At 44.5% G+C, this 18561-nt stretch carries 14 protein-coding genes; 4 read left to right on the top strand and 10 right to left on the bottom strand.

Translation table 11 applies throughout. From position 1 onward, the window contains the following. The first annotated feature begins 79 nt into the window (after nucleotides 1-79). Nucleotides 80-2650, top strand: coding sequence for a sensor domain-containing diguanylate cyclase (locus tag L1286_RS15560; protein WP_235407970.1), 2571 nt, complete (start codon nucleotides 80-82; stop codon nucleotides 2648-2650). Here the strand turns inward: L1286_RS15560 and rep are convergent. After that, entirely contained in the window at nucleotides 2639-4651 is a 2013-nt protein-coding gene (gene rep / locus L1286_RS15555) for a DNA helicase Rep (protein WP_235407969.1), read from the bottom strand. The genes L1286_RS15560 and rep overlap by 12 nt on opposite strands. A 180-nt stretch (nucleotides 4652-4831) precedes the next feature. On the opposite strand from rep, the gene ubiK reads away from it, so the two are divergent. Next, the gene (gene ubiK, locus L1286_RS15550; RefSeq protein WP_235407968.1) at nucleotides 4832-5095 is read left to right on the top strand and encodes a ubiquinone biosynthesis accessory factor UbiK; all 264 of its coding nucleotides are present in this window, start codon (nucleotides 4832-4834) and stop codon (nucleotides 5093-5095) included. A gap of 68 nt (nucleotides 5096-5163) precedes the next feature. Here ubiK and can read toward each other — a convergent pair whose 3' ends face one another. From can to ilvG, 8 genes are all read right to left on the bottom strand, one after another. Beyond that, on the bottom strand, nucleotides 5164-5844 hold the full coding sequence (gene can, locus L1286_RS15545) for a carbonate dehydratase (RefSeq protein ID WP_235407967.1): 681 nt from the start codon (nucleotides 5842-5844) through the stop codon (nucleotides 5164-5166). Further along, nucleotides 5801-7045 (bottom strand): methyltransferase, encoded by a 1245-nt coding sequence (locus tag L1286_RS15540; protein ID WP_235407966.1) that lies wholly within the window; start codon nucleotides 7043-7045, stop codon nucleotides 5801-5803. Before L1286_RS15540 ends, can begins: the two co-directional genes overlap by 44 nt. A 95-nt stretch (nucleotides 7046-7140) precedes the next feature. Further along, nucleotides 7141-8193, bottom strand: coding sequence for an ABC transporter substrate-binding protein (locus L1286_RS15535; protein ID WP_235407965.1), 1053 nt, complete (start codon nucleotides 8191-8193; stop codon nucleotides 7141-7143). A 60-nt stretch (nucleotides 8194-8253) separates the two neighbouring features. Then, the gene (gene ilvA / locus L1286_RS15530) at nucleotides 8254-9795 is read right to left on the bottom strand and encodes a threonine ammonia-lyase, biosynthetic (RefSeq protein ID WP_235407964.1); all 1542 of its coding nucleotides are present in this window, start codon (nucleotides 9793-9795) and stop codon (nucleotides 8254-8256) included. A gap of 2 nt (nucleotides 9796-9797) precedes the next feature. After that, complete coding sequence (gene ilvD, locus L1286_RS15525) at nucleotides 9798-11654, bottom strand: dihydroxy-acid dehydratase (protein WP_235407963.1); 1857 nt, start codon at nucleotides 11652-11654, stop codon at nucleotides 9798-9800. 78 nt (nucleotides 11655-11732) lie between these two features. Next, entirely contained in the window at nucleotides 11733-12656 is a 924-nt protein-coding gene (locus tag L1286_RS15520) for a branched-chain amino acid transaminase (RefSeq protein ID WP_235407962.1), read from the bottom strand. A 21-nt stretch (nucleotides 12657-12677) separates the two neighbouring features. Beyond that, entirely contained in the window at nucleotides 12678-12920 is a 243-nt protein-coding gene (gene ilvM / locus L1286_RS15515) for an acetolactate synthase 2 small subunit (protein WP_063356859.1), read from the bottom strand. Beyond that, nucleotides 12917-14566, bottom strand: a complete 1650-nt coding sequence (gene ilvG, locus L1286_RS15510) for an acetolactate synthase 2 catalytic subunit (RefSeq protein WP_235408013.1) — start codon at nucleotides 14564-14566, stop codon at nucleotides 12917-12919. The genes ilvM and ilvG overlap by 4 nt, the downstream gene beginning before the upstream one ends. 513 nt (nucleotides 14567-15079) lie before the next feature. Here ilvG and L1286_RS15505 point away from each other — a divergent pair. Beyond that, nucleotides 15080-15958 (top strand): TraB/GumN family protein, encoded by an 879-nt coding sequence (locus tag L1286_RS15505; protein ID WP_235407961.1) that lies wholly within the window; start codon nucleotides 15080-15082, stop codon nucleotides 15956-15958. A gap of 128 nt (nucleotides 15959-16086) precedes the next feature. Next, on the top strand, nucleotides 16087-16698 hold the full coding sequence (locus tag L1286_RS15500; protein ID WP_235407960.1) for a hypothetical protein: 612 nt from the start codon (nucleotides 16087-16089) through the stop codon (nucleotides 16696-16698). Here the strand turns inward: L1286_RS15500 and L1286_RS15495 are convergent. After that, nucleotides 16688-18436 (bottom strand): response regulator, encoded by a 1749-nt coding sequence (locus tag L1286_RS15495; RefSeq protein WP_235407959.1) that lies wholly within the window; start codon nucleotides 18434-18436, stop codon nucleotides 16688-16690. The two genes, L1286_RS15500 and L1286_RS15495, sit on opposite strands and share 11 nt — an antisense overlap. Between the last annotated feature and the right edge of the window lie 125 nt (nucleotides 18437-18561).

The raw sequence follows: 18561 nt of genomic DNA, 5'->3' as shown, positions 1-18561 counted from the left end.
ATTTTACACTTGACCCTCCATGTCAAAAATGAAAATATAAAGTTTAATAAATAAACAATAATAGCCTCTGGTTTAATCATTGGAAGATCAAAACAACGTTGCAATTCGCAAGTTAACTCGTAAGAATCGTCGCTTAGAGTCCTTGTTGAAAAAATACAAACAAAACTATCACTTGCAACATGCCCTGATCCAGCTCTCAGAACAGGCCAGTACAGTTGCTGAGCTCACCCTCCTATACCCTGCGATCCATAGTATTTTAGAACAATATTTGCCTAGCAAAAGCTTTTATGTGGTGTTACAAAACCAATTCACCCAAGCCCTAGAATTGTCCTATTTTGTGGATGAAAAGGACGGTATTTCGGTGCCTTTGCATGAATCACATCACTTCGATCAGGGGGTGACGGGCTACGTTTTTGACAATAAAAAAGTGTTGTATCTGACTAAAAAACAGATGCAACAAATGATTGAAGAAGAAAAATTTAAGGCGCTCGGCAGTCCAGCTGAGCACTGGGTAGGCGTGCCTATTTTCAGAGACTCCAATATAATTGGAGTCATGGTGTCACAAAGTTATCAAGCAGAACAAGCCTACAGTGAACACCAAATTGAATTGCTAGAAGTGATGTCACTCTATCTAGCAACAGCAATCGAACGTGTTAAAAAGCGTGAATTACTAGAATCTGAAGTCAAAATTCGAACTCGTGCTCTGATGCAGAGTAATGATGCGCTCAATAAAGAAATTGAGCAACGCAAACGGGCGCTAGAGCGCCAGCAAATTCTTTTCAAAATTTCAGAATTGGCAACCCAATTCAGTGATATAGATGACGTCTACAAGCAAGTTCATAAAATTATTCGCTCTATTACCTTTGCCAATAACTTGTATATCGCATTGCATGATAAAAGTTCAAATTGGTTAAGCTTCCCCTATTGTGTCGATGAAGTAACCGAGTATCGACCAAGGCCCTTTGCAAAAGGCTACAGTGAACTGGTCATCACTACGGAGCGGAGTCAGCTGATAGACACAAAAAGAGCAGGTGTGCTAATTGAAGGCGGCGTGGTCAAAAGGCCACCAGACTATGATGATTTAGAAACCGCAACCAGTTGGTTAGGTGCTCCCTTAAAAACAGCGCAAGGCGTCATTGGGTTAATCGCTTGCCAAGCTTACAATCATGAGTACGAGTATAACCATGAAGATGTCGAGCTGATTTCATTTGTATCAAATCAAATTGCCTCGGTGTTACAAACCCATCTTGCCAATCAAGCATTAAAGGCCAGTAACCAAGAGCTCGAACACCGTGTCGCAGAAAAAACCAAGGCGCTTAGGCAAACCAATTTGCATTTACAAATGCAAATAGAAGAGCGGAAAAAAATCGAGCAGCAATTGTATCATGATGCACACCACGATCCGCTCACCAGCTTGCCAAACCGCAGTTTGTTTTTGACGCAGCTCGAAAAAACGTTACAAAAATACCAACGCTATCCAGAGCATAATTTTGCCGTATTGTTTATCGACCTCGACAAATTCAAAATCATCAATGATGAATTAGGGCATCAAGCGGGCGACCAGTTTTTGATCTGGGTAAGCAAAGCGTTCTCAGAATGTATTCGCGAGCATGACTTGCTTGCTCGTTTGGCTGGGGATGAGTTTGTGATCTTGCTTGATCATCTCACGGACAAGCAACAAGCAGAAGACGTTGCTAAACGCTTGATCAGGGTCATGCAACAACCATTTTGCATGAAAGGTGTCTGTATGCAAAGCGGTGCCAGCATAGGGATTACTTACAGCAATAAAAACTATAAAAATACCGATGAAATCATTCGTGATGCCGATGCGGCAATGTACTACGCAAAAAATGCCGGACGTGGACGTTACGAGTTCTATCACCCACTGCTTACAGCCTCCACCAGCACCACCAATAAGCCGACTGAGCGCCACCATCTGACCGCTTTACCGACACACTTTAGAAGCACAGAAATAGTTGATTTTGGCAACCAATCTCAACAGATCATTACACTCGAAGCATTTGGCGAACATCCGGTACTCGGTAGTACGAGTTTTGATATTTTGAAAAAATTTGCCGCAGCCCAAGATGAGCACCTTGATATAGAGTTAGACCTGTTACGCAAAGCCCAAGACATTGCGGTCAATTATCACCAAGATGTCCTATTTGCTTGCTCAACCATCATTCTTGAAACTTCTGCTTTTCATTTGTTGAAACAACAGCTCAGCCAAATTAGTTCGCGGTTATGCCTAGTGTTTGACGAAAATGAGGTGCGTTATGCATCCAGTGTGCAAATAGAAAATTTAAAAGAATTGACCCAGATGGGAGTGAGCATAGGCCTCAACGATTTTGCAAAAGACCGCTGTGATTTGGCTTTTTTAAGTAGTATCGACTTTAAGTACGTGCTGCTTAGCTCAGTATTCAGCAAGCGCGTGCTGCAACAAAACAGTTATGATATTCAGTTACAAGGGATTTTAGCGATCACCCAATTAAAAGCCATTCAGGTCATCGCTAAAGGGCCTGCCATCCTTAACTTCAGAAGTTTACTTGAAAAACATGGGTTGCAGCTATTTTTTGGTAAGCAGCAAACCCTCAAAGGCGCATTTAAAAATGACAACAAGGTCGATGAAAAAGAAACGCTAACGTTTTAACATCGCACGCAAGTTTGCGACTCTCGCTTGCCCTTTTTCCATGCGTTCTGATTGCGAAACAACGGCTTTCTTCCCTTCAAATTCCAGATCATCTTGCGGTAACTCTTGCACAAACCGACTCAATTCAGGCGTGATCTGTTCACCAAATTGACGGCGACTTTTCGCATACGTCAAAGTCAGAGTCTGCTGTGCTCGTGTGATACCAACATATGCCAGGCGACGCTCTTCTTCTACGTTGTCTTCATCAATGCTCGTTTGATGCGGCAATAGTCCCTCTTCCATGCCAACCATAAACACATGAGGGTACTCCAAGCCTTTTGAAGCATGCAATGTCAGGAGCTGCACTGCATCGCTTTCATCTTCTTCTTCGTTGCGCTCCATCATGTCTCTGAGTGTTAACTTGGTGACCACTTCAGCCAAGGTCATAGGAGGGTTATCTGCGTCACCAGTCAACATATCACTGATCCAACGATATAATTCGGAGACATTTTTCATTCTCATTTCAGCAGCTTTCGCACTGGTCGAAGATTCATAGAGGTACGTTTCGTAGTTGATCTCTCTGATCATATCTTTCACTGCTTCTAGCGTGTCTCCACGTATAGCACGGTCACTCAGTTCAACAACCCAACGCGCAAATCCACCTAACGCATTAAACCCTTTGCCTGTTAGACGTTGTGTCAGCTCTGGATCAAAACAGGCCTCAAACAAACTAATGTGTTTATCATTCGCGAGGCTACCTACTTTTTCTAATGTCACAGGACCAATTTCACGCCTCGGCGTATTCACAATGCGAATAAAGGCGTTGTCATCATCTTGGTTAACCAACAGCCTTAAGTAGGCCATGATGTCTTTAATCTCACTGCGCGCAAAAAACGACATGCCGCCACTTATTTTGTAAGGGATGCGGTTAGCCATAAGTGCTTTCTCAAACACCCGGGCTTGGTGATTACCCCGGTATAAGATTGCATAATCTTTATAACTCGTGCGCTTCATGAACTTGTGCGAAATGATCTCTGCGACCACACGCTCAGCTTCATGCTCTTCATCTCGCGTTGCAATGACTCTCAACGGATCACCATAGCCTAATTCACTGAATAATTTTTTATCAAATTCATGGGGATTATTGGCAATCAAAATATTGGCAGATTTCAAAATACGCCCTGCACTTCGATAGTTTTGCTCTAATTTGATTAATCGAAGTCCAGGAAAGTCTTTGCTCAGTAATACAAGGTTTTGAGGCTTCGCCCCCCGCCAAGAATAGATAGACTGATCATCATCCCCTACCACGGTAAAACGAGCGCGCTCACCCACCAATAACTTAACCAACTGGTACTGACTGGTGTTGGTATCCTGATATTCGTCTACCAGCAAATACCGAAATTGATCTTGCCAACGCCCCCTCACTTCAGCTGAGCTACCTAACAGCAGCGTTGGGATCATAATTAAGTCGTCAAAATCCAACGCATTATATGCACGTAATTGAGTTTGATAGCGGGCATATAGTTGTGCAAAAAGTGCTTTTTGTGGTTCACGGGCTTCTTGAATTGCGCGCTCGGGCAAGATCAGGTCATTCTTCCAGTTACCAATTTGCATTTTCAACAAATTCAGTAAATCTTTATCCTTTTCGAGCTCTTTCTCTGTCAGCTCAGCTAATAATTGCCCAGTATCCTGATCATCAAACAAGGAAAAGCCTGGCTTGAACCCCAGTGTTTTCACCTCTTTTTTTATGATTTGTAATCCTAATGTATGGAATGTCGAAATCCATAACCCCTTTGCATCTTGCTTGCCAAGCGTTTGAGCAACACGCTCTCGCATTTCTTTGGCAGCTTTGTTTGTAAAGGTCACCGCTGCAATATTACGTGCTTTGTACTCACATTGCTGCACAAGATAGGCAATCTTGTTTGTAATTACACGGGTTTTACCTGAACCTGCGCCTGCTAAAACGAGGCAAGGACCACTGATATATTTAACGGCTTCATCTTGCTTGGGATTAAGTTTCATAAAAGGTGTACACACTGACCAACTAAGCCGCTTAGTTTATCGTATAAAACCTGTAATACCAATTTATACCCTTTACCGTATGACCTTAATCAAGATGCCAATACAGTTCTTTAAAAGGCGTTTAATGGTCAATGACTTTGCGGTAAGATACAAACAATCAACCAGCTACGAGGTCCACTCATGATTAACCCTGCAAAAATCGAAGAGATTGCAAAGCAAATCTCAAGCAATATGCCGCAAGGTGTACGCAATTTAGCAGAAACGTTTGAAACAAGAACCAAGCAAGCCATTCAGGCAAAACTAACTGAAATGGATTTTGTCAGTCGCGAAGAGTTTGATATTCAGAGTAAAGTCTTGATAAGAACACGTGAAAAATTAACTGAACTTGAAGCTAAAGTGGCGGATTTAGAGGCGAAATTAGCGCAGCAAAATAACGCTGACTAATGAGTATAAACCAGCCCAATGAGCAAGCGACACAAACACGCTCGTTGCTTGCTCTTGGCGAAACATGGTTATTTAGACAAGCCTTGACTTCGTGTCAGCAGAGACACCATCGCCTGCTCATATTTCGAAATGACAGACTCTTCACACCCGACAGCATGAATGAGTTCATGTAGTAGCCCATCTGCCAACCCATATACCCAACCATGCACCTGAAGTGTTTGCCCGCGCGCCCATGCATCTTGCACAATCGCTGTCCGACACACATTGCGTACTTGCTCAATGACATTTAGCTCACACAGTACATCACTTTGCTGTGACTCTGACATGTCACGCAACACCGCTTGATGCTTCTCTTTCACATCGACGACATGTCGTAGCCAATTGTCAATCAACCCAAGTTTTACACCATCAAGCGCGGCTTTTACACCGCCACACCCGTAATGACCAACGACCATGATGTGCTTTACTTTTAACACTTCGACGGCATATTGCATGACCGATAAACAGTTGTGGTCGGTATGTACCACCACATTAGCCACATTGCGATGTACAAATAGCTCACCAGGCATTAAATCCACGATTTCATTGGCGGGTACGCGAGAGTCAGAACACCCAATCCATAGATAGTCCGGGTTTTGCTGCATCGATAGAGTTTTAAAGAACTCAGGATCACGCGCTTGTGTGCGACTCGCCCATTGTCGATTATTATTCAGCAGATGCGCTAGATGACTCTTCTCCTGTTGACACATTTTCCTCTCCCACACTGTGTTTCTGTTTTGCAGCTTGGATCAATAAGTTCCTGGGTGTTAGAGACTTTTCACAAAACTGCGTGAGCGCCACTTCGTATCCAAACTCCTGTAAATACAACGCTCTGTCTAACACTAGCCACATTTCTATTGCACGCCTAAACGCATGGCGTACAAGCTCGATACGTTCGGTTATTTGCTGCCTTTGACGCGCGGCTTCTAAATAAGCCGCGTAATCAATATATGCCGGTAATCTCACCCCTTTTTGCTCAGCTGCCCAAGCACAAAACGCTTTAAATTCACCAGAGAATATTGCCTTATTCACGGACGGTACACTGATGTATTTATCACTGCCTGTCACGTCACGTCTTATCGCATCGAATGCTAAGCGCCATAACACTTCCTTTTTACGTACTTTAGCCACTCTCGATGGTGCCGTGACCGTTTCCTGAAGTGCCAGCTTCATATCATTGTGCGTCAACGTTATTTGACTTCGCTTTGCCACTTCACTCATTGGCGCATATTGCGCAGGGGTAAATAAGTGATAGCAGCAAGGCGATAAACTAATTTTTTCACAACCAGCTTTGGCCGCTTCAGTCATAAAGTTTTGATGCAATTGACCACATGCATGTAAGGCCACCGCATGCTGTTGTGGTTTAAAGTAGTGCGCCACTGGATCTTGTAAGACGTCTGCACAGTGAAAGGTCATCGCCAACCCTTGCTGCTGAGCACTGTGCGCCCCTTGCGTACACAAATGCGCTTGTAACTCGACACTATCTACATGGGGTACACCCGTAAAAGCCAAGATACGACCTAAATGTCCCTTGCCAGCACACCATTCCAACACCGGAAGGTGTTGCTCATTTAAAGCCCCAACAAAATCTTGCAGCTGATTGACCTTACGCCCTTTAATGCCATTACTCAACCAAAATGGGAGTGTTGGCCGTCTGGATCCCACGGTGTCTACCGCAATCAAGGCCGAAATTTCGTTAAGCTGTGGGATATAGTTTGCAAGTGCATGCTGTAACGCACTTTGATCCATATCTAATGCACTTAAGTTTAAATCACTCAACCCGGTTAGATAAGCGTCTAATTCTGGCCATGGCGTACACAGGTGATCAAATGCCAAGAGCTGCCAATACTGACGTGTTTCATTGAGTAATTGGTCCAGAGCCTGGAAGCGTGTTACAAAGTTAGAGGTCATAAGCGTATAGAGTGACTACATTTGGGTGTCCATTGTAATCCATCCAAGCAACCTTGGAAAACACCCCAATAGATTACCATGCTGTTAAAACTCACCTAGTTGATCATAAAACGTTTTTTCTTGAATAATACGAGATGCACATACATGGGTATACAAAGCAAACTGAGTACGATTGCCAAAAATAGCATCCATGACCAATTCACTTCTACCTCGCTATCATTCGAATAAAGGAAGGTACTTTTATGGTCATGAAACCCCGTTATATCTAGGTGGTAAAGCTGTGCAATCCATTGCCAGCGTGCTGCTGACATATTGCCCAATGGGATCCCTGGCGCTTTAATAAAAGGCAACAATTTGTCCGCTTCATTGGCTAACTCTTCAAAACTTTTATCGGCCGCATAATATTTGGTGACCTGCAAGGCTTCGTCTAGGTTCGCCAATGCATAACGCCAACCCCGTAAACTGGCACTGCGAAATTTTGCGACCATGTCAGGGCGATACTTATACACATCTTCAGATGTAAATAAGATATCCGCATACACATTAATACCATAGTGCTTTGGGCAGATCTGACGAGTGGTAACACCCTGTTGGAACATTTTATATGGCTCATTTGAAACATATACTTGCAGGGCATCAAATTTTCCAGCTTTGAAATCTGTCAATGGTGCTAGTCCCGAGTAAATAGGCAGCTTTGTTACATCTATACCAGCACGCTCTAACATTAAAACCAGTTCAGCGCCTTCACTGCGCCCTAAGTGGCTAATTTTTTTGTTTTGAAAATCTTTAGGGAGGTAAATGTCACTGTCAGCACGAACCATCCAACAATAGGGAGAAGATTGAAATATCGCAGCCAACGCTACCAACGGCTTACCAAGTAAACGTTGCTCGAGAATGCCTGAATGGGTTATACCAAACTGCGCTTGACCAGAAAGAACCTTAAATTGCTCATCAGGATTATGCTTTTGTGCAGGCACGATATTGACATCTAACCCAGCCTCTCGGTAAAACCCTTTATGCTTTGCAAGATAATACCCTGCGAATTGAAACTGATGCACCCACTTTAACTGCAAAGTAACCGGCTCAAGCGCAAACGCGTTTGAATTCAGCAAAGCAATAAAAACAAACGAAAGCAGGCGGTGTTTCATAGGCAGTCCTTTGAATACATACCCACACTATAGAAGCCGAAACACCGATTGAAAAGCGCCTTACCCTACTTTACGAGTATATTCCTCACTAGATTGCAAATACTGAGCAAAACACGGGTTATTTGTCTCATCCTGATAGCTATATCCAAGTCGTGCTAAGTGCTCTTCAAACTTAGGACACTCCTTCGCGCCCATTTGAAATCCAGCCAGTACTTGGCCTTTCGCAGCGCCATGATTTCGGTAATGAAACAAGGTAATATTCCACTCGCTCCCCAATGTTTCTAGGAAGCGAAGCAGTGCCCCAGGGTACTCTGGAAACTCAAAACGTAACAAACGTTCTTCCAGTGCGACTGGCGGCTTGCCGCCAACCATATACCGGATATGGAGCTTGGCAAGTTCATTGTCGGAGAGATCTGTAAACGTGTAGCCATTGTCTGCCAAATCGGCTTGCAGCTCATATTGTTCCTCTTCTCCACCTCGCAGTCCAACGCCGACAAATATTTGCGCTTCACTCCCACCAGCATAACGGTAGTTAAATTCTGTGATAGACCTGCCACCAAGCATTTGGCAAAATTGCTTGAAACTGCCCTTTTGTTCATCAATGGTTACACCAAATAACGCCTCACTTTTCGCACCTAGTGCTGTCCTTTCAGCAATATAGCGTAGCCTATCAAAGTTCAAATTCGCACCAGATAGCACAGCAGCCAATGACAGTCCTTGTGCTTTATTGTGCTCGCACCACTTTTTTAAACCAGCCAATGCGACCGCACCAGACGGCTCAGCAATTGCGCGGGTTTCTACAAAAATATCTTGCACCGCAGCACAAATTTCATCCGTAGAGACCACCACAACCTCATCACAGTATGTTTGTGCTAAACGGAAAGTTTCTTCGCCTATTTTTTTCACGGCTATGCCATCTGCGAAACTGCCCACTTGCGCTAGCTCAACAGGTTGCCCTGCTTGCATCGCCGCATGTAGGCAAGCACTTTCTACCGCCTCCACTCCTACGATGCGAATATCAGGGCGCAAAGACTTGATGTATACCGCCATCCCAGCCAACAAACCTCCCCCACCAACTGGAATAAATACCGCATCTAACTTATCCAGCTGTTGCATCATTTCACGCGCCACGGTGCCCTGTCCGACAATGACATCTTTGTCATCAAACGGGGGCACAAATACCCCTGACTCGCGCTCGCATAATGCTTGGGCATAGCTGTTCGCTGCATCAAAATGATGACCATGCAATACCACATGCCCGCCTAAGTTTCGGACCGCATTGACCTTGATTTCGGGTGTGGTCACCGGCATAACAATGGTTGCTTTGTGTCCGAGATGGGCCGCACTTAGCGCCACACCTTGAGCATGATTTCCAGCTGATGCAGTAAACACGTGAGCATGCTCAGGTAGCTTGCGCAATTTGTTAAAAGCACCACGCAACTTAAACGAGTATACTGGCTGCTGATCTTCACGTTTCAGCCAGACTTGATTCGCTAATTTTTTTGACAGTCCAGTTAAACTACTTACTTCCGTATGTCTCACCAAAGGCGCCATATTTGCTTGAATGATGGCTCTGAAATAGTCTAGCTCCTGTGCCACCATCGCTAACCGAGCTCCTCTAATTTTGCCAGATCGCGTACAGCCCCTTTATCCGCACTGGTCGCAAGCAATGCATACGCTTTCAGTGCATAAGAGACAACCCGCTCACGATTACGTGGTTTGAATGCCGCTTTGCCACGTGCCAATTGTTTTTCTTTACGCAGTGTCAGTTCAGTGTCATCAAGTAACACATCAATAGAGCGAGCATGAATGTCTATTGCAACTAGGTCCCCATTTTCAATGAGCGCCAAAGTGCCACCACTTGCCGCTTCCGGAGAAGCATGCCCAATAGATAAACCAGAGGTACCACCAGAAAAACGTCCATCGGTGAGCAGTGCACAATCTTTATCTAAACCCATCGATTTGAGATAACTGGTCGGATAAAGCATCTCTTGCATCCCCGGCCCACCTTTAGGCCCTTCGTAACGAATGATAACCACATCACCCTTTTTAACTTCGCCCCCTAAAATCCCTTCAACCGCATCATCTTGTGATTCATACACCACAGCAGGTCCTGTAAATTGCAGCATCTCATCAACCACCCCCGCGCTTTTTACAATACAGCCATCTGGTGCTAGGTTGCCCGTGAGTACCGCAAGTCCGCCATCTTGACGAAAGGCATGCTCAACGCTGCGAATACAGCCGCCTTCACGGTCCAAGTCTAGCTCATCCCAACGGCATTCTTGACTCATCGCTTGCGTGGTGCGAATGCCTGCTGGGCCAGCACGATAAAAAGTCTGTGCGCGTTGATTACTCGCATCGGTAGCATCCCAACGACGGATCACTTCCCCCAGCGTGCCCCCTGCAACATGACCAACGTTCAAGTCCAGTTTACCTGCTTTTGCCAGTTCATTGAGAATCGCCATGATGCCACCAGCTCGGTGTACATCTTCAATATGATATTGTTGTGTAGCGGGTGCCACTTTACAGAGAAACGGCGTTTGGCGTGATAGTTGGTCGATGTCATCCATATCAAAGTCGACACCGGCTTCTTGCGCTGCCGCCAGTATGTGGAGCACTGTATTGGATGACCCCCCCATCGCGATGTCTAATGTCATCGCATTGGTAAATGCGGCCTTATTCGCGATGTTACGTGGTAGTACCGCCTCATTATCTTGACGATAATATTCATCGCATAACGCCATGATGCGTTTCGCAGCGCCATCATATAATTGACGACGATCTTTGTGTGTTGCCAAGGTCGTTCCATTGCCAGGCAGCGCTAAGCCAAGAGACTCCAGCAAACAGTTCATTGAATTTGCTGTAAACATACCCGAGCACGAGCCACATGTTGGACAGGCTGAACGCTCAACTTGATCTGAGTCCTCATCGCTCACAGAGGGGTCCGCCCCTTTAACCATGGCGTCAACCAAATCGAGTTTCAGTTCGATATCAGCAAGACGTGTCTTGCCTGCTTCCATCGGACCACCCGAAACAAAAATCACGGGAATATTGAGACGAAGCGCCGCCAGCAACATACCAGGGGTTATCTTGTCACAGTTTGATATACATACCATGGCATCCGCACAGTGTGCATTAACCATATACTCCACAGAATCTGCGATCAGGTCACGTGAAGGCAATGAGTACAACATACCGCCATGCCCCATCGCTATACCATCGTCGATGGCGATGGTGTTGAACTCTCTTGGAACGCCACCTGCCTCACTGATAGCTTCAGCCATCAGCTCGCTCAGTTGGTTAAGGTGAACATGGCCAGGCACAAACTGTGTGTATGAATTTACTACCGCAATGATCGGCTTATGAAAATCTTCATCTGTCATTCCTGTTGCACGCCATAACGCACGCGCTCCAGCACGTTGACGACCTTCTGTTGTAGTTTTACTGCGTAACTTAGCCATGTTGACCCCTTAACCTATTTTATTAGCCGTTAAACGGCTTTTCCTCATTCCCAAAAATATCGATACTGTGCGTATGGTTTAGTTATTTACGAAATCTAGCCAACCATTCGGATCGTCAGCCTGACCTTTCACTAAATCAAAGTAAGCTTGCTGAAGCTCCGCCGTAATTGGCCCACGTTTGCCTTCTCCGACTTGGATCTGGTCAACGCTTCGTACGGGTACAACTTCCGCGGCAGTTCCAACCATGAAAAATTCATCCGCAAGGTATAACGCTTCTCTTGCGATAGGCTCTTCACGTACTTCATAACCACGCGCTTGGGCTAAATGAATAATCGTATCGCGTGTTAAACCAGGTAAAATACACGCTGTTGTAGGTGGGGTATAAAGCACCCCTTTTCTTACCACAAAGAGGTTTTCACCAGCGCCCTCACTGAGGTACCCATTGACATCCAGTGCAATACCTTCAACATAACCATTGCGCTTTGCTTCTCCGGAGATAAGTTGCGAAGATAGATAATTTCCTCCCGCTTTCGCTGCAGTTGGCATCGTATTCGGCGCTAAACGACTCCAAGAAGACACACATACATCTACACCCTCAGCGAGGCTTTCATCGCCTAAATACGCACCCCATTCCATGGCTGCCACGGTGACATCTGCAAGGTGAGATTTCGGATTGAGGCCGAGCCCTACGTGACCTAAAAATGCAAACGGACGAAGGTATGCATTCGTGAAACCGTTTTCTTTTACCGCTTGCTTACATGCCGCCATGATCTCTGCTTTGCTGTAAGGAATTTCCATACGGTAGATTTTTGCTGAATCAAATAATCGTTGAATGTGATCATCTAACCTAAAAATAGCCGGTCCATTCGGCGTGTCATAGGCACGGATCCCTTCAAAGACCGAGCTACCATAGTGCAACGCATGGCTCAATACATGTGTCGTTGCTTGTTGGTAAGGGATCATTTCACCGTTGTGCCAAATAAATTCTGAAGTTTGTGTCATTATTTTAAAACCTTAATATTGTTATATTGCCTGCTGCTGTAATGTGTGCAAATCAACTGATTGCACATCTACTAGCTTATTTAATTGTGATGTTAATAGATAGATCGGCTTGTCACTATCCACGGTCATTTTGACGTGAAACAGTTCATCTTGACCTTCTAGCTGCAATTGCATTAGACGAAATCCTCTGTGGCGTGCCACACGCAGAAAACGCTCGACAGCGACGCTTTGATTTTTTACAGCCACAGTTAATTGATGTTTCATTGAGTGTTCTCCGTTATCATTTCATCGTTTGCCGCACCCGGCGGAACAAGAGGCCAAACATTTTCTTTATCATCAATACAGGCATGTAAAATGTAAGGTCCTTCACTGGATACTAATTTATTGATTGCCTCATCCACTTCTGAGGCATGTGTTATGGTCTGACCTGGGATCCCAAACACAGCAGCAAGTTGCACAAAATCTGGGTTATCAGATAAGTTTGTTTCGCTATAACGTCCCGCAAAAAAGAGCTCCTGCCACTGCCTTACCATGCCTAACCTTTGATTATCTAAAATAACAATTTTGACTGGTAAGTTGTTTCTGCGGATCGTCGCCAGCTCTTGGATGTTCATCATGATTGAACCATCACCAGATACAGTAATAACCGTATCGTGTGGGCGTGCTATCTGAGCGCCAATTGCTGCCGGTAGGCCAAACCCCATCGTGCCAGCGCCCCCACTACTTAAATGATTGCTTGGGTGGCTGAACTTCATATGCTGCGCAACCCACATCTGATGCTGGCCCACATCACAGCACACAACCGTTTGCTTGGGCATGTCACGGCTTAACTTGTTTAATAAATAAGGCGCAAAAACCTTTTCACCGGGGTAGTCATATCGCCACGCATAGTCGCGTTTCATTTGGCTTACATGTTCCCGCCAAGGCAGTGCTGTTGTGCACCCATCAAGTTGGGGCAACGAGATTTTTAAATCTGCTATCAGTGATGCCGCAGCAGGCTTTCTCTTACCAACTTCAGCTGCATCGATATCCAAATGAATCACTTTCGCTTTCGCCGCAAATTTTGCTAGGTTTCCGGTCACACGATCATCAAACCTCGCCCCGATACAGACGAGTAGATCACATTCTTGTACAGCTAAATTGGCTGCTTTTGTGCCATGCATGCCCAACATGCCTAACTCATATTCATATTCGGGTAACACGCTACCTAACGCTTTCAAGGTAGATACCGCGGGCATTTGCGTACGTGCCAAAAATGCCATCAACTCGTCTTGTGCATCCGCACTTTGTACACCACCTCCCACATATGCAATCGGCCTTTGTGCAGCTTTTAAAAGTCTATTTGCCACCTCTAATTCATCCATAGAGGTGTGTTCACTCGTCTGTGAATCCGCCAGCCATGGCATGAAAGGAACTTGGCCCTGTTGGATATCTTTCGGGATATCAACCAAAACAGGTCCTGGTCTGCCCGATGTCGCTAGGTGCATTGCTTGCTGTAACACTTCAGCCAAATCTTCTGCTCGCTCAACCATAAAGCTATGCTTGGTACAAGACAGTGACATCCCGAGTACGTCCACCTCCTGAAATGCGTCTGAGCCTATTGCCGCAGTCGGTACCTGCCCTGTGATTGCCAGCAAGGGAACTGAATCCATCATCGCATCGGCCAATGAGGTCACGAGGTTAGTCGCCCCAGGTCCTGACGTCGCAAAACATACCCCAAGTTTACCTGTACTGCGTGCATACCCCACGGCAGCAAACCCCGCTCCCTGTTCATGTCGAGTCAGATAATGCTTGAGCGGCGCACCATACAATGCATCGTAAATCGGCATAATCGCACCACCGGGATAACCAAATACGTCTGTAACACCCTGCTTTACAAGGATGTCTATTACCATTTGTGCGCCTGTCATTGTTTTGCTCATTGCCCTTTGCTCTGTTTTTTAGCCCTAAAACGAAAGAGCCCCCCGAACTTTTCAGTGCGGGGGGCTCTTAGCTGTTATTTTCTTACAGCACTAACCAGCCCCCGCGGTAATAATAATCACCACGTTGATAATCACGACTAGTAGAGTTGCTGTATGTAACATAAATTCTTAACCTAATTTCTTAGTCTGTACTGCTAAACAATATTGGGCCTAAAGTCTGTGTGCCCGTTCTTATTCTATTAGTAACCCGCGCATGCCACCAAGTCAACCATAAAATCTATGCTTTATTAAAAGCAAAAACCTAAAACAAAGAAATATAAAACCCAAAAATAATCAAAATAAGAAAATATATTCCAAACTTTTAAAAAAACTACCATCTAGAGTCAATTCATGCCTGAATAAAAAACAACTTTATGCATGACATTTTTGATTATTAAATTTTTGTGATTTACATCCTGATTTGATTATGATGTTTATTCAAACCTCAATAAGGAACCCATTGTGAAACTAAAATTAGCCACGTTTCAAAGCCTATTCATACTTATCGCGCTGTGCCTAAGCGCATTCAGTCAAGCCGCGCCCGCACTTTGGAGCGTAGAGAAAAATGGCGTGACATCGTATATATTCGGCACTGTCCATGTGGGTGATAAAAGTATGGAAGGCCTTCCTAAATTCATTAAAAATGCCATTCACCAGTCAAAATACACTGTGGTAGAGTTAGATATAAATGCTCTATCTCCCCTCGATATGCAGCGTAAAGTTGCCCACTTTATTGCAAGCTCCCAAAACATACCACTGCAAGAAGCACTCTCTCCTTCTGTGTACAAGCAGCTTCAAGCTTACTTTACCAAACGCGGGATCAACATTGACTTGTTTCGTGGTCAACCGGTTTGGATGGTGATGCTCACAATGATCCAACTTGAATACCAAAAAGCAGGTTACAGTGATGAGTTTGGTATTGATAAACAAGTGATTGCCTACGCCAAGCAGCTCAACAAGCCAATCAAAGCACTCGAAACATTTGAACAACAGCTCTCAATGTTCAGTAAAGTTTCGACAATGAGCGATGAAATGATGGGCCAAACTTTAGCGCAAATGGCGGATGCCAAAAGCTTTATCAATGACATGATCGGCGCTTGGAAAACCGGAGATGACGCCCGTTTGAAAAAGTACTACAAGTTGAGTTTTGATGATACCCAATATGCGCGTCTTGCAGAGCAAATATTACTTGTAGAGCGCAACCATGCCTGGATTAAAACACTCGCGCCAGCAATGGCTGAAGAATCGCATTTCATTGCTGTTGGTGCACTCCATTTACCCTTAGAACACGGCATCATAGCAGGCTTACAAGCGCAAGGGTTTACCGTAAAAAGGCAATAACCTCCTCCATAAACGCGTTTTTTCAGGTGCGCTTAGCACCTGACTATTCACGTCAGTTTTATTTTTAAACCTTTTGCACATTGTGTGCGACCAATTAGTATATCCATGCAATATGAAAGGACGTTTTTATGCGTAAATTACTGTGGTTGCCCTTATCTTTGAGCCTCGCTTGGCAAGCCCAAGCCGAGCAAGCTCACACCATTAAAGAGCAGTTTTCTGCTACACCCCATCAAACTTTGGAGATTTCATTTCCAGTAGGCAAACTCACTGTCGAAACCTATGAAGGCGAGTATATTCACGTTGAGATCGAATTGCGTGAAAATGATCAGAGCTGGTTTGGCAATACGGAACTCAGCGCCATTCAACTCGAGCAAAAACAGCATAGCAAGGCGCTTTATCTCACCATCGATGAGAAGGATGTTGACCAAGTTTGGCATATAAAACTGCCCAGCTCACTGGCTTTAGAAGCGGAGCTCGGTGTTGGTAATATCAATATTGACACACTACGTAATCACGCTGAAATAGAAGTGGGTGTCGGCAATGTCAAAATCCAAAGTGCACTGAGTGACTATCAAAGCATCGATTTAGAGTCTGGTGTTGGTAAAACTAAACTCACGCACTTTGCTGGTAAATCAACGTATGAACAATCCATGGTTGGTTCAAAGACAAAATACAAAGGCGCAGGCCAGTACGCATTGGAGATCGATGTTGGTGTTGGCAACATTAAAGTTACTCACTGAGTGCCGTTGGTATTAGCAGCACTTCGACTTTTTCCTGAAGTGCTGCAAAATCAACAGGTTTGAATAAATGTGTATTTGCCCCTAACTCGTAAACCCTGGCAATGGATTGCTCGGATGTATTAGCCGTCAATACTAATATTGGTAACTCTAACCCCAACGATTGCCGGATTAATTTAATCGCTAAAAAGCCGTCCATAATTGGCATATTCAAGTCCATAATCACCAAAGAAAACTCTTCATTTTGTAATGCACTGATCGCTTCTTGGCCATTTATTGTGTGCACCACACTGAGTTTCAGCTTTTCAAGCATCGAGATGACTATCCGAGCATTCAGTAGGTTGTCTTCAACAAGCAGCACTTTTTGTGTCGCATCCTGTTGGTAAAAAGAGGCCCTTTTTTGCAATATCAGGTTAACCGGCAACTCCAACCTGACCTTTGTTCCGCGGGGTTCACAGTCGCTAAACATCAACTGTCCGCCCATCATACTCACCAATAATCGCGCACGAGCCAAACCCAACTGCATACCTTGATAGTTTTTGTTTTCTTTTTCATACGCTTGAATACTCGCAATACCAGGGCCGGTATCGGATATTTCACACACAAAGCTGGCCCGTTCATTGACCCCAAACACACCGTGGGCAACGACGTTCACTGAACCATGTTCGGTAAATTTAACCGCATTATTCAATAACTCCTCTACCAGCCACGCTATACGGTTATGATCGCACTCAACCACTTGTTCCAACTCACTACCGAGTTCACGCCGAAAGTCTAAATGTTTATTTTTCGCCGCGCCCTCGTAAGTTGAAATCGGCAAAGTCAAAGTATCCAGCAGTCGCGCTACTTTATTTTCAAGCTTAATATTTTTCTGCTCGGATAACGCATTATAATCATCAATAGATGACAGCAAAATATGGAGTTGTTGTGCACTTTGGCTAACAATATCTAAGTGCGACTGGTGTTTAGTCTCACGATATAAATGCAAATACCCTAGAATAGCTTGTAATGGTGTGCGCATTTCATGACTTGCGCGGGCAAGAAACTCACCTTTGCTATGTTTTAAACGATTAGACTCTTGACGCATACGTTGAAGGTGGCTGATTTTGTTTTTAATACTGATTTCCATTGGATAAAAAATCCAACGCACTTCAATGGCTAAGATTAACAATCCAAGTATCCAGATAAGCAGTTCGACATTTTGTAAAGTGTTCACTTTATCGGTGGCAAACGCTTCATGTAATGAGACAGCTTGGTCCAAAACCTGTAAAAGTAGTTGCGACTGGGCATTGACTTCCTCAAGTGTTTCAATATTCAATTGATTGGCCAATACTTGATTGTGCGCTGCTTGCAACATCGTAAGATAGTTGTTTACTTGGGCCTCTAAGTTAACAGGCTCATGAAAGTAAAATGCCACCAAGGCTGGTGACAGGTGGGCGTATCCATCTGTTTTTTTTGCGACTAAAAACGCATGGTTTGCGCGCATGTGCTCGAGTGTTTCTAAAAACGCCTGCTCGCGTGATAGCTGCCCTGTTTGCTCACGAATAAATTCATTCCCAAGCAACAAAGCCGCCTTTTGAGACAGCATCCTTTGCATACCCGCGGTGTTGATTACATTCGCACTAATTGCTTGCTGGGATAATAAAACCTGCATAGTAACCATGGTCGTTGTAATCAAAATCGCCATAATAGAAATGGCCAACACATAACGTAGCCTAAAGTTTTTCAAGATTTTCAACAACCGTTAATCTCCCTACACTCCACATGCACCGCCAGTCTCAACTTTTATCAATCATTTTAGTCTAGCTTATATTTAATCTTTTACCTTTTGAAGCTTGACACCTAGATGGCCAAAATGTTTCAATC

The sequence above is a fragment of the Pseudoalteromonas sp. SMS1 genome, assembly GCF_021530565.1.
Lineage (GTDB): Bacteria > Pseudomonadota > Gammaproteobacteria > Enterobacterales > Alteromonadaceae > Pseudoalteromonas.
This window is presented reverse-complemented; position numbering and strand designations above follow the sequence as displayed.